Consider the following 13,543-nt stretch of genomic DNA (forward strand, 5'->3'; position numbering starts at 1 on the left):
ACAAAACGCGGACCAAGTTAAGACTCAGGCCCGCGTTTCTTAATTTTATTTATCCAGTTCTCCGTAGTGTTTCGAGATAAGTTATACGTCCGTTTTGCACTCTGAATCTTAGGATTATAATTGAATCGCTCACCAAGGCGATCTTTCATATAATTCCCTATCGTTCGCTGCTCTGTTCTATATTGATTCGGCATCGGAATGTCATCTGTACTTTCTGGAGCTTTCACACCTGATGTTTCTGTTTTTGTGCTTGCTGCTATTTGGTTTGTCTCTTCCTTAGGTTCATTTTCGTTCGCATCTAAACGTTCGCTTCCTTTTTCACTACTATCTATATTTCCTTGTCGTGTTTCTCTCATAGGTTTATTAGATAAAGGTTGCTCATAGCTGTGGTTTGAAGATGGGACATCCAATACTCCTGGGGAGCCTTCTCGTAGAGAGGCCATAGAGGACCCCTTCTCCGGAGAAGGCTTTGATTGCCCCTGATTTTCATGGGTAGCAGGACTATTTATTTCCTCAGATCTTCTGGTTTCCTTTCCTTCCAAAGAACCTTTTTGGCTTTTCTGATTGGATGTCATTGGACTTGGCTCTTTCTTTTGCGAGTTTCCTTGAATTCTATTTCCTTCTTTTGAAGAGAAACTAGATGACGGATCACTTTTTCCATTTGTCTGCGCTTTTCCTTCACCTTTGCGCCCATAGATACCAGCGGCTGCTCCAGCTGTTCCGGCACCTGTATTCATCAAGGCTGATACACCACCACTTGTAATAGCTCCTGCAGCTTTCTTCACGGGAGGTCCGAGTGTTTTAGAAGCTAGGTAACCGCCCATCGCAACATGCCAGGCATTTTTCAATCCAGCATCAATTCCAAAGAGTTTTTGCACGATATTAGGACCATCAATGACAGCCAAACTTCCTGCAATTAAAGCAATCAGATATCCAAGTCCTTCAAGATTATTATTTATAAAAGTTGTGTAATACATATACACACGTAAGCTTAAGAAAATCATGATAAGCGAAGCAAAAATGCTTCCAATATTCTTAATGATCGCTTTCAAGCGCTGGCCCGTGGAAATATCCGAATACGCCATAATTAATGCCACTATATGATTAAAGCCAAGCTCAAAACAGAGCTTGGCTACTTTAATGGATATTAATATCATGGTAAAAGCCATAACAGAAAGGGTTACGATGGCAGTAAACCAATCCACATGCCACCGGTAATAATTTTCTGGAAGGAAATCAAACAGACCACTTTTTCCTAACTCAACAAGCCCTTCTTCGCCATTTGATTCTAATCCTACTTTGTTCATTACAATCTTTTGGCCTTTATTTGATAGGCTATCGCCATTAGATTTTTCAAAACTATCGTCAATAGTCTCATTAACAGATATTTTATCAATTGAGTCTGGGCTTATATGATGCTGTTCTTCTACATCTGGATCTGTCCAGTCTGTTTCTTCATAAATGACTATGTCTGTAATATGGTCTTCCATTACTCGATCGGAGGTGGTAAAAGAATCTGTTTGTACTTTCGCTACGTCCATCGCATCTCCAGTAAAGTCATTCACTTTCCCCATTCCAAAAGACAACAGAGTAATCGTCATGATAGATATAAATAGGTTCATTGGAATTTCAGATCGATTCCTTTCTTTATTAAAGATTAATCGAAAGCCGATCATTCCCAATGAGATGGCCAGCATAATATAGAGAGCAGGCTGGATGGTTTCGAGAAAGTTAGTCACGGGATCGCTCGAAAAGAAATCCGTTAAGGTTAAGACCTGATCAACCATTCCTTCCAGACCATCAACAATCATTTTCAAGAATAATATAGTTCCCCACCCTACGATCCTTAACCCAGATGTAAAGATATTATTCGTTGATAAGACTTCGGAAAACCTTAACAATATCTCTAACAGTTCTTCATCGGACACTCCATCACCACCTTTATTATTTTTCCCTTTTTCATCCCTGCTCTACTGGTGTTTCCTGTTCTTCAATTAACTTATCTATTTGTTTGCGAATGTGACTATACACTTGTCGGTTAATTTCTTGGTGATCGCCTAAAAGCTTTAAGTTATAAAGAAAAGCTTCCATAGGTTCATCATTCATTTCCTCCTCACTGTGTTCTAAATGAGGAGCAATTTGTTGGTGGATCAGGGAGAATGTGCTTTTATCAAAGAACTCACCGACTTTTTCCTTCCTCCACCATTCCATAGGTTGTTCTGAATCACTGAATGGTCCATTTTGTGAGTGATTTTCCATATCCTCTACCGCCTCGTCTGTCTGTGCTTTATTAGAATAGCCAGTTTGAAAATCAATAACTAAGTCTGCTGGATGAACATGGCGGTGTGGGGTAGAAATCTCTTCTTCCGTAATTGATCTACCTGGACGGAATTCTGAACTAAGATACGTGTGAGCATATTTCATACTGTATTTTCCTGTATTATAAATAGGAAAGGCACGAATCTTTCTTCCTTTCTTATCACGACGTAATAGCACACGTCGCACTACCGTATCTCCTTCCTCCAATTCCTGCAGTTCATTGGCCGTTAGAAGGTCTCTTCCTTCCGTACTTTCCGTTTTCGACTTATCCAGGGAAAAGGTAGATCCAGACCGTGTTTGAGTATTTAACGTTTGCTTTCCTAACTTGGAAGAAAAATAGGAAGCAGAATCATAGTCAGCACTCAATATATAAATTTCATTTCCACAGTTACCACGAATGGTGGCTTGCCCATCTTCTCCATACAGATCTTTTAATTGAGCATAGGATTGAACAACTAAGTGAAAACGAATGTTTCTTCCCAAACATACCGTGATTTTATTATCCATGTCTGCTATTGCAGGCATATTCCCGAACTCATCTAACATAAAGACCACTTCTCGTAAGCATTTTTGTCCTTTGGCAATGGCTGCATTTTTTGATAACACATAATACAATTGGCTAACGAAAATAGACGGTATAGCATGAGTAGACGTATCATAATCAGGTGTAACCATAAACACAGCAATAGGCTTATTGGAGTTAATAATTTCTTTTACTTCCATAGTGCTACTAGCAGAAATATAAGAAAAGGAAACCTTGCCCGTTTCCTTCTCTACTTTGTCAATCCGAATCGTCGAGCTATCCTTTTGAACTTCTTTAACTTTTGAAGATCCAGGAGCCAAGTCTTGAGAAATAACTAAATGATCTCCGACCTCTAATGAGGTTTTAAAGTTGATGGTCCATGTCCCACTCTCTCCTGATTGATTGATTTCAGTGGTTCCATCCGGGAATGAAATCATTACTTTGGAAAAGGGGCGACCTCGCCCCTTAATACTTTGACCGAAGCCCACTCTTTTTAAATCTAAAGAGTTTTTTGCTGTCATTTTAGCTGTTTCACTCATTGTGAATTTCGTCAATCCATTCATCGCTGTCGTAAAAATGCTTGATCGAGTATTTCCTTTGGAAAAATTACTCGTTGCATATTGACCTTTCGCTACATGGGATTGGGGTAGTTCTTGGAAGAATTGATCCAATGCATTGTATTCTTGGCCATCTTCATCCATTTCATTTCTAGTCCCTAACTCTGAGAGCATGTTGGCGACCGTGTACATCGTAATTTTCTCTTCCATCCCTTCGGTTATGCTTTTCTCTGTAACCGCAAGGATCATAGCATTCACAAGTGATTTAGCTGAATCATCCCACATAGGTTCTTTAGCATTCGGATTGTGGTAAAGCATATGAGTAATGGTTTCGCAAAGAGTTTGAGCTGTAGAATAATCCCCATCCTTATAAGATTGTTTTACCAACTCTAGCAAATTGAAGCTCATGCTTTGCATGGGATTCATTAAGTTTAAGACCTCAACCTCATAACCTCTTCTCTCCAGCGTCTCCCGGCTAGAAGCAAATAACTCGCCTTTAGGGTCATTGATGACTAAAGAGGGCTGATATTCAGCACGAGAGTAGGCATCTATGGTTGGAATAACATAGGTTTGGCCCTTACCACTCCTTGTCGTACCAATAATTAGATTATTGACAGGTGACGGATCAATAAAAGCTTTGTCCCCTTTTCTAGATAACACAGGGCCTCCTTTACCTTTATATGGTTGTTTTCGATCAGGAATGGCCCTGTACTGTTGTTGAATTTCTTTTCTCGTTGCAAATCTCTGGGAACCTTTTTCGTCCGTGCCTACGGGTTTAAAGTTACTTCTAAGTTTGTAAATCATGTTGGCTATACCGACTAAGCCAATTAAGGCCGCTATTCCATAGTAGAGAGGTTGTTCTTGCATATGAAAATCTGTCAAAAATGAAGCTTTAATTTCTATTGGTTTACTGAATTCTGGGAAAGTCTTTAAGGTTGACCACATGGCATATCCCAAATTCCATACGAAAGTACTGACCAGCATCGTGGATATAAAAAAACAGATGCTTAGGAGAATAAGCACCTGTTTTTTAGCAATGACTGATTTCAAATGAATCACCCTCTTATATATTGTTCTTTTGGCCCTCCAGCTCTTCTTGTTGTTCCTTAAGCGAATCGATTTTAGATTGATTTTGATCTTCCGACTTTTTCTCTGTTTCTATTTGGCTGTTTATCTTCGTCAACTGTTCCTCAATTTCTTGATACTCATTAATCTTTTTATTCAGTTCATCATTTTTCGCTTCACTGGCCATCTTTTTTGCATCTTCCAATTGACCAAGCCTCAAATAAGCGATCCCCTTTTGTTTATACAGTTCAGGAGACATCGCCATATCTTGAATATCCACCGCCTGTTTGTATTCCCCATTATGAAAGGCTATTTTAAATTCACCCAAAGGACTTGGATAAGCTTCTTGAAAGGAAATCAATTCTTCCAGACCATGAACTTGCATGACTTGATCAGCCAGTGAAGAAGAGTTTTTCTTGCCCACATATTGCAAAGCTTGATCATACTTTTTAAGTTCCACCAGAAAATGAAGCAATGTTTTGCGCTCCGATTCCGTTAAGGTTTCCATTCCTTGTAACTGATCAACAGCTTTTTTCTGCTGACCTGTCCAATAACCTTCATAAGCCGTTTTTACATTCTCCGTTTTTTCCAGCTCTTGTGTTGTGGCTCTTAGATCTTTGCCTTGATTGCTTAGAAGTATAAAAAGAGTGATGGATGTAACTATGGCTACCACTAATGTGGTACTGATCATACTCACAAAAAATTTGCCACGCTTACCAAGTTGCTTCCAACTCGATTTTTGTCCTTCCTTTTCTTTCAATACTCCTGTCATATCAATTTGATAAGATGCTGGTGTATTAGAAGTTAATTGTTGAAGAAAGACATCCCTTTTTGTTTCTTCATTTTTATTTTGCATGGGTAACTCTAAAAGCTTTTGACAAACATGGTCATAAATATTTGATGTTCCTTTTGCTCCCATTTCATATGAGCCGTTGTACAGCTTGTCTCCTTCTTCATTAAATATCATGAAATCTAGCAGAATTGGCTTGGCATTTTTCTTCTTTAATTTAGCATCCAATTTTGCTGTTAGAACGACAATTTCCTGGAAGGAATAAGGGTGAAAGCTCGAAATTTCACCATCCATTTTTGATGTGAATAATACCCTCATGAACCTACACTCCTTTAAAAGATCACCTGACTGTCAATGTATTCAGCGATAGCTGTAGCTCCCATTAGAACGACAAGTCCAACGGCACCACCAATGAACCACACGATAGAGCTTTGGCGACCTCTAACTCCACCCCATATAAGATGGTAGGCTCCTATACCAAAAGCAATGGCAGCCGAGATAATACCCAAAAGCTGCATGGCGGTTAAAATTGATGCCCCAGTAGATTGTAAATTACTAATGGCAGCAAGCATGGAATGATCTGCAAAGTACTTCATTAATATCTCCCCTTATTAAATATTTTTGTTGTTGTTTTCTTCATCCACCCCTTTGTAATGGAGCAATGACTTCATAACGACATCTTGGTTTTGTTGAATGTAGTCTTGGTGCTTATCATGAAGCCACTCATTGTAAGAAATGTCTTGGATGGTTAGCAGTGTTTGAACTAAGTCTTTTGATTGCTTAAGTTCACGATTAGTAACGCCCATTCACCTTCACCCCCTTTCAAGGTTTTTATCCATAAAAAAAAGAAGCGATCTATTAAGGATCACTTCCATTAGGATGATGTTTCGTTGATGAATTTTTGTATGGCTTTATCCCTATCTTCAAGGGTTTTGTATTTCTGTGTTTTTAAGGAGATACGATCCTGTAATTTTCCATCCTGATAATAACTTAGAGATTGGAACAGTTCACTACCTTCCAAACCTATATCATTCAGATCCATATCCCCATCAAGAATCTTTTGATTCTGAGCATTAATTTCTTTCACATTAATTTCTTCAATATTTTCTTCCACTACCTTGATATATTCATCTCTTTTTTCTTCCTCAGACGCATCAGTTACTAAAATATAAACATTGTCACTGTCTTGCAGAGTTTCTTTCATGTCACCTGGTGATAATGACTCGACTTGACCTGTGGCTCCTTGAGATCCGCAACCAACTAGGATTAAAACTATAACAAATCCAGCCAAACCACCGACCCAACGCTTTGCCATCAGATCAATCTCCTCTCAAGTGATTTGTATAACGATTCTAACACCTACTAAAATATAAATCCACATTATGGAAGATAGATCTTTATTATTGATGATTGTTTATGGCGAGATACAATCAACCCTATGTAGAATGATTATTTTTCTACAATGCACATCGTTTCTAGCCTATACGAAGAACTTTATGTATCTAGGATAAACTACATAAAGCTTCATCAGTTTATACCTCACTTTATAAAAGTAATCCATAATAGATACAACGCTTACCCGGTCACAAGATGCGTTTCACGTAACACGCACCAAACGGTCATCGACTGTTAGGAAAGTTTTATGACCTTTCAATTTCCTAACATAGATATATAGTTTTCAATGTTCAATGTGTGCTATTTAAGCACGTGTTAAAATCGTTATATTTACTTGACAGGTTTCAGCTCACTCATAGGATTTTTGCGTTTAGCAATGGTTCTGAATTGATCATCTTTTACGGTTCGAATTCGATAATAGATACTGGCCAGCTTTTCAGTAGTACCATGACGATCAACCGCCCAAATACCACGCACATCATATCTTTTTCCTTCAAAGGTTTTTACATTGTCAGCTTGTGAAGCAATGTCATAATAAGCAAAGTGCTTTTTATTTGATTTCACCTTTTCTTACCTCCCAATTATGGTTCTCCCGCCACACTAAGATTCGATTGTTCTAATAAAACGTCAATAGCTGAGCGTTTCCCTTCCCGAATAGAAGCTATATCTTCTTCAGAAATGTTATATCGATCATCAATAGAATCAAGAATGTTCTCTCTCGATCTTTTTAGCTTTATCGATAACTCAATGGTTCGAGCTGTATCTTCGATGCTAGGTTTTTTATTTATATGATGCTTTTCTTGTTCTTCACGATTTTTAAACCATTCCGGTAATACCTCCTGACTTTGTGATTGTTTGGAATACGGAGCTTTATTAGCCTTCTTGTTCTTATATTCAATTTCTTCAGCATCCGCCTGTTCTACTGTTAGTATCCCTTTATTTATCCAGGATTGAAGGATGCTCTTAACGTAGCCCCATGTCGGTTTATTTCGGTCCAAGGAACGCTTCATAGCCTCCACAATTAATGGATCCCCAAGGTCTTCAACCCATTTCACTATTTCTTCTGAGATTTGAGGACGTATAATCCCAAAGTTGTTTTGGTAAAATTGAATGCTGTCACAATCCAATCGTTCAGAAGTTGTTGTAGTAATGAATTCTTTTACATTCTTAACTTCTTTAAGTTCTCTGCCATTCTTGTATGTGTCTTTCTGCTGTCTCTCTGGTGACGAGGAGTTGTCGTCTTGCTGTTTTTCTGCTGTTGTTTTGTTGTCGTATTCTTCATCGTTAGATTGATAAATCCCCCAGTTTTCAACGGTTATTACACTATATTTGTTGGTGGTATTTATACTAATGACACTGTCTTCCTGAAGTATTTTTATATAGTCACGAACGGTGGATTCATTCATACTTAATTCAGAAGCAGCTTTTTTACGGCCAAATATAAATTGTCCAGGTTTAAGAGTAACCTTTTGCCTCCCTACTCTCGATTCTGTACTTTTATGGCTTGCCTTCGTCAGACAATAAATGAACACTTTTAACAACTTCTCATTTTCGAAAATTTCACTATGAAGAATTTTACGATGCAGCTTTAACCACCCCTGCACAACCTCACCTCCTAATTTAATAATCTCTTAGAATATAGAGTTTGGTGATGATCCTTCCAAAGCTTTAGCCAATTGATTTCATATCTTTCACAAACAGTAGCTAAATACAGGGTAGAGAAATGAATAACACCAGTCATAATTTCAGCTGATTTCCGTATGTCATGAATCTTAATAGAGTGCTTATCGTGTAATTTTGCAGTTAAATTTACATTAGCTAATACATTAATAGTCTTCTGTAGTTCTTCCTCTAATAGAAGTTGTAAGAGGAAATTATCCTTTTCTACTTCCGGTCCCTCTAAGCGAGAGATCCCCCACCCAACATATTCATTAACAGCTTCAAGTGCTAACCAAGGATTGTTATACTTCTCAATAAAATATTTAGTGGATACAGGAGGAATCTTCCGTTCTCCCCCTTCCTGTTTAGAGATATACTCTCTTGACTGAAACATATCTACAGCTAACTGTTGCTGGGTTTTATTTTTGTTTTTCCTTAAATCCTTCATTAACTGCGCTGATTTGCTTTTATTAATAGTTTCTCCCTCCTTACTTATGGATTTGTACCATTGATTGCTTTCTCAGAGGTATATACTAGATTCATAGAGTCAAACAACACCAAAGTTTCTTTCCGGAGCAATATCATCAGATACATCAACATGATTTCTAATCCATGTAATGACTAAATCCTTAGGGTAAAGTGTCCGGCCACCTACATGAACTTTTGGAAAGTCCTTGCGCTTTAATACGTGAGCATCAAGAGATTGTACACTGACATTAAACACACGCTCAGCTAATTTTGTTCGATCAAGTAAATAGGGTAATTCCATTTCTTTCTGAACATCTTCTTGTGCTTTTTTAGCAATATCATAAAAAATATCATAAACCTTGTTATTAAAATCAGATTCGGGTTGCAGTTTAGCTTCAAACATCTACAACATCTCCTTATAAGTTTTTTGTTCCTTTAAGGAACATTGGTTTTCAAAAAAATTTGTCCACTTGAACTCTAGAGCAAAAGCTATGTCCTTCGCTGTTTCTACTGTAGGATTTTTAACTCCTGATTCAATATGGGTATAATAGCTTCTCGATATGTTTGATTTAATAGCTGTTTGTTGTTGCGTTAAATCCTTCTGAAGTCGAATCTCTTTTAACCACATCCTCAATTTATTCACCTCCTAAAGTTCCTTTAAGGAACATCTTATAATGCATTATAAGTTCCTTTAGGTAACATTGTCAACAATATCCATATATTTTTTTTACACTTTTAGGAACTTTTCTTTAAGTTACTTTGAGAAACATTTATAATGGATACATAACACACTTTAATCTAGTGAAAAGCATGGTGGTATAAACATGAATTTTTCAAACAGGCTGAAAAGATGCCGACAAATAAAAAAAGAGGAAAATCCAAATTGGACCCAAGATTATATTGCAAGGCAAATCGGCGTAGCTCGAACAACTTACACAGCATACGAGAGAGGTACCAAAATTCCTACTTTAGATACTGTGAACAAGATCGCTGACCTTTTTGATGTATCCACCGATTACCTTTTAGGCCGATCAGATATTTCAGATTATCAAGTGGATAAAATCAATGAATTTGATTCCATAAAAGAAGTAAATAAATTGATGGACCAATACGGAATCGAAGATGCAGCTTTTTTTGATTTGGAAAAGTGGAAATCAATGAGTCCAGAGCAAATAAGGGAATTGGAAAGTTACTTTCAATATTTAGTGAAAAAATCTAAAGAACTCGAAGAAAAAGAAAATAAATAAAAAGCAGGGAACTTCATTTATAGGAAGTCCCTGCTTTTTTGTTTAATCTGGATAGAGTGTCCAATTTTCAATTTTTCATCCTAAAGAAAAGCATGGGTTATAATAAATGTAAGAAAAAAGATAACCCGACCTATGAACGAATAACATTTACCCTGCCGCAACCACCAGGAGTGCCAAATCTACCGTCCCAATTATTTTTAGTGAGACCTCAGCTGGCATAGAGGAAAGAAGTAGGAACCGTTCTATTGCGAAAAACAATTGCACGACAGTTTCTTTGATAAATATAGTATATTTGGATAAAAGACCCATTCAAAGAAGAGGGCAAATCATAAGAAGAGGTGTTTGAATTGAAAAGAAAATGGAATTACATCATGGTGGTTCTGCTGACCATCTTTATAGTCGGCTGCAGTGAAAATGCAGAAGATACGTCCACCGGAAATGAAACAGCAGATCTACAAGAGGAAACCACAGCGCAGGCGGATGAAAATAAGGAAGAAGAGGGACAACAAGAAGAGCAAGAAGAAGCCGCCCCGGCAGTTGCTGATGAACCAGAAGTGGAAGAAACGAAACCCAATACGAATGAAGACCTCTTCTCGGGCTACGACCGAATAGAGGTGGATGGTGGCGACCAGAGCGGAGATCGAGAAGCGAATGTTGTCGTGGATATTGGATTTAGGGACCGGGAATACTGGGCTTTCACCAATAAGCACGGTCAGTTGGTGAGAGTTGTGGCGGAGGAAATCATCCTGCAGGACGACGATACAGAGCCGGTCGTCTCATCCGGAAGATACTTCTGGGACGAAGCTCAAGTGCCCGGGGTCGAGAGTGACCAGTTAGATCAAGGACATGTCATTGCGGACTCTCTCGGAGGCGTCTCCAATGCTTATAACATTACGCCACAGGAAAGTACGCTGAATCGCCACGGGGATCAAGCCTACATGGAAGATGCCATCCGGGACGCCGGGGGCGCTACTGATTTTGAAGCCATTATCACATATCCTGATACGAACACACAGATTCCTTCCCATTATGAATATACTTATACGATACAAGGCAATGAGGTTGTCGATACCTTCGATAATCTCAATCCGGATGACGTCAATGAAACACTTGGACTCACCGGAGACGACTCCTCCGATTCATCCGATTCCAATGGTTCCACCGGGTCCACTGAAGAAGGGGATGTTTCTAGCGTTGATGCAAATGGTAATGGTCAGGTGACGATCCAGGAAGCAAAAGATGCTGGTTTCAGTATGCCGATTACCAGCGACCACTGGTTGTATCAATACATGCAGGATAGAGATGGAGATGGGATGGTGGGAGAATAAGTTCCTCGCTTCTCCCGCATAACACTGCGGTTCGAACCGGCTGCCTCATAACCGAGGCTTTCGTTTTTTTTTAGACTCTGCTAAAGTTTAGTGTTAATACGACTACAAAAAAAAGGAACTTCCAATTTTATGGGAGTTCCTTTTTTAATATTTGATTTATTCAACTAAAGTTAGCAATAGGTAAGCGTTTGAAGTTATCTCCAGCTTTTCCCCTGCTCCACACCGAACGTGCTAGTTTCCCAGCATTCGGCGCTCCATCTAAAGGTATGTACTACATTATAAGTTCCTTTGTTACTCTTCGAGACTGGATGCAACGATCCCTTCCACCCCACATACCTTTCGGTATTGATTGATTTTATCTAAGATCAATCGATTCTGTGGTAACTTTTCAAGATAAACCTTTATCTTCTCTATATCTTTCATATGGATAAGTCGGTGAATATCCTTATGAAGAATACGGAGATTTTGAAATTGATCAGAGCCTCCCTGGTTCCTGGGCACGTAATGGTGACAGTGAACGTCTGATGCATGGAGGTACTCACCTGTAATTTCGCATTTCCCCATCTTCATACTATAGCGACTAATACGATTATCCAGATATTCAATACTTCTTTTCGGTAGAGAAGCCCTCATTAAATGTCCAATTTCTTTCTGGATATCCGGGCGGAGACTTTTGTGTATTTGTTCTCTGCCCTTCTTCGTGTAAAGCGAAAGCTTTGAACTGAAGTTCATCGCATTGGATGTTTTCACATTGCCAATGGGAAATAGATACGTACCATTGATATAAATCGTTTTCGTTCCTGAACTAAAGGTTCTCTTATAAAAAGGCGGTGGCTGAAAAGGATGTTTTAGCGTTCCTACCGGTCGAAGGCGGTTCACTAAAAATGGTCTAAGATCGTAAGCAAGACGTGAGAACACAAGATTTACATGGGTCGCTCGTTTAAAATATTGGTGAAGTCCTAAAACAAAGCTATTGTAACGATGAATATTCTCAGCAGAAGGCGAAGCTTTCATTCTTCGAATGAGTTTCTTCGCTTCCTGTTTGATTTTCTCGCTTTTTGAAGATATGACCCCAGTATGGGCCACTCGTTTCTTACCCTTTTTATTCGCACGAATGGTGAACCCTAAGAACTCTGATTCTCGTTTTCTTAGGTTTACAATTTGAGATTTCTCTGGTGATATCTCCAGCTTCAAACGTTCTTTAAGGTACAAACGTACCGCATGGTACCACCGTTGCGCTGTCTTTCCATCCCGGCAAAGAATTTTAAAATCATCCGCATATCTGACCTGGTATCCTTGCTTCAAGTTCGTTTGTTTTCTCGCTCGTCTTCTGGCATCATCTGAACTGTAAGATTTCATCAGGGGGAATACTTCCCACTGGTCCGCAACCCATTGGTCTAGATCATTTAAGACAATATTAGAAAGAAGGGGAGATAAGATTCCACCTTGTGGTGAACCCTTCTCAGGCACTCCTTCTCCATCAATTTCTGACTTTACCATTTTAGAAATACAAGCCAGTACCTTACGGTCTTGAATACCAATATTCCAGAGTTGCTTCTTTAATAGACGATGATTTACGTTATCAAAGAAACTCTTAATATCTACATCAACGACGTAATGAAGTTGACCGCGATTAATCAAAGATTGTATTCTTGCCATAGCATGATGAGCAGACCGGAGAGGTCTGAAGCCGTAGCTATGTTTGAAGAATTGAGATTCTACAATCGGTTCGAGAACTTGTTTGAAGCCTTGTTGGATCACTCGATCCAAGATACATGGAATACCGAGAGGTCTCCATTTTCCGTTTTCTTTTTTAATCCATTCTCTTCGAACTTTCTTCGGACGATAGTTTTGAAGTTTACTTCGGACTTCATTTAACCAGATCATTTTCGGAGAGCTCTTTCATGTCATCGATGGTCTTCCCATCGGTGCCTGGTGTTTTAGAACCTTTATTGGTTTTGATCATGCGAAAAGCGAGCAGGATGTTTTCTCTCGATATGATGGTTTCATATAGTTGAGAAAACGTATGTTCCTGACTCGCTTTTTCATGAAGATCCGTAAAGGTCTCCGTCATATTATAATAATCCCAGTTTCGCAGCGTTGACACTGTGGCATCCCTCCTTTGGAGTGATGTTCCCACGTTCCTACCCGATCGGTGCCATTCACGTTAGGAAAATAATCGTTTCATACTC

Annotated in this window: 13 protein-coding genes and 1 pseudogene; 2 read left to right on the plus strand and 12 right to left on the minus strand. The window is 38.8% G+C overall.

The window, feature by feature from the left end:
• Positions 1 to 17 precede the first annotated feature (17 nt).
• From ACXAJH_RS15075 to ACXAJH_RS15125, 11 genes are all read right to left on the minus strand, one after another.
• On the minus strand, positions 18 to 1,928 hold the full coding sequence (locus ACXAJH_RS15075) for a pLS20_p028 family conjugation system transmembrane protein (RefSeq protein WP_474994458.1): 1,911 nt from the start codon (positions 1,926 to 1,928) through the stop codon (positions 18 to 20).
• Positions 1,929 to 1,959: 31 nt separating this feature from the next.
• Positions 1,960 to 4,449, minus strand: coding sequence for a VirD4-like conjugal transfer protein, CD1115 family (locus ACXAJH_RS15080; protein WP_206946773.1), 2,490 nt, complete (start codon positions 4,447 to 4,449; stop codon positions 1,960 to 1,962).
• Between the two features lie 13 nt (positions 4,450 to 4,462).
• Positions 4,463 to 5,572 carry a hypothetical protein gene (locus tag ACXAJH_RS15085; RefSeq protein WP_474994460.1) on the minus strand — a complete coding sequence of 370 codons (1,110 nt, stop codon included), beginning with the start codon at positions 5,570 to 5,572 and terminating at the stop codon, positions 4,463 to 4,465.
• 14 nt (positions 5,573 to 5,586) lie between these two features.
• Positions 5,587 to 5,850 (minus strand): hypothetical protein, encoded by a 264-nt coding sequence (locus ACXAJH_RS15090; RefSeq protein ID WP_035541924.1) that lies wholly within the window; start codon positions 5,848 to 5,850, stop codon positions 5,587 to 5,589.
• A gap of 15 nt (positions 5,851 to 5,865) precedes the next feature.
• Positions 5,866 to 6,060 (minus strand): hypothetical protein, encoded by a 195-nt coding sequence (locus ACXAJH_RS15095; protein ID WP_160841183.1) that lies wholly within the window; start codon positions 6,058 to 6,060, stop codon positions 5,866 to 5,868.
• 68 nt (positions 6,061 to 6,128) lie between these two features.
• Entirely contained in the window at positions 6,129 to 6,569 is a 441-nt protein-coding gene (locus ACXAJH_RS15100; RefSeq protein ID WP_160841182.1) for a hypothetical protein, read from the minus strand.
• Between the two features lie 410 nt (positions 6,570 to 6,979).
• Positions 6,980 to 7,213, minus strand: a complete 234-nt coding sequence (locus ACXAJH_RS15105; protein ID WP_035551829.1) for a hypothetical protein — start codon at positions 7,211 to 7,213, stop codon at positions 6,980 to 6,982.
• 17 nt (positions 7,214 to 7,230) lie between these two features.
• Positions 7,231 to 8,253, minus strand: coding sequence for a DnaD domain-containing protein (locus ACXAJH_RS15110; protein WP_474994461.1), 1,023 nt, complete (start codon positions 8,251 to 8,253; stop codon positions 7,231 to 7,233).
• 11 nt (positions 8,254 to 8,264) lie between these two features.
• Positions 8,265 to 8,756, minus strand: a complete 492-nt coding sequence (locus ACXAJH_RS15115; protein WP_474994463.1) for a helix-turn-helix domain-containing protein — start codon at positions 8,754 to 8,756, stop codon at positions 8,265 to 8,267.
• A gap of 99 nt (positions 8,757 to 8,855) precedes the next feature.
• Positions 8,856 to 9,179: a hypothetical protein gene (locus ACXAJH_RS15120; protein WP_008590613.1), complete on the minus strand. Its 324-nt coding sequence runs from the start codon at positions 9,177 to 9,179 to the stop codon at positions 8,856 to 8,858.
• Positions 9,180 to 9,410, minus strand: coding sequence for a helix-turn-helix transcriptional regulator (locus tag ACXAJH_RS15125; protein WP_035546713.1), 231 nt, complete (start codon positions 9,408 to 9,410; stop codon positions 9,180 to 9,182).
• A gap of 190 nt (positions 9,411 to 9,600) precedes the next feature.
• Between ACXAJH_RS15125 and ACXAJH_RS15130 the strand changes: the two genes are divergently transcribed.
• Both ACXAJH_RS15130 and ACXAJH_RS15135 read left to right on the plus strand, forming a co-directional pair.
• Positions 9,601 to 10,023: a helix-turn-helix domain-containing protein gene (locus tag ACXAJH_RS15130; protein WP_474994464.1), complete on the plus strand. Its 423-nt coding sequence runs from the start codon at positions 9,601 to 9,603 to the stop codon at positions 10,021 to 10,023.
• Positions 10,024 to 10,370: 347 nt separating this feature from the next.
• The gene (locus tag ACXAJH_RS15135; protein WP_474994465.1) at positions 10,371 to 11,351 is read left to right on the plus strand and encodes a DNA/RNA non-specific endonuclease; all 981 of its coding nucleotides are present in this window, start codon (positions 10,371 to 10,373) and stop codon (positions 11,349 to 11,351) included.
• 291 nt (positions 11,352 to 11,642) lie between these two features.
• Here ACXAJH_RS15135 and ltrA read toward each other — a convergent pair.
• Positions 11,643 to 13,458 (minus strand): annotated as a pseudogene (gene ltrA, locus ACXAJH_RS15140) (group II intron reverse transcriptase/maturase).
• Between the last annotated feature and the right edge of the window lie 85 nt (positions 13,459 to 13,543).

The sequence above is a fragment of the Halobacillus sp. ABD4_316 genome, assembly GCF_056161385.1.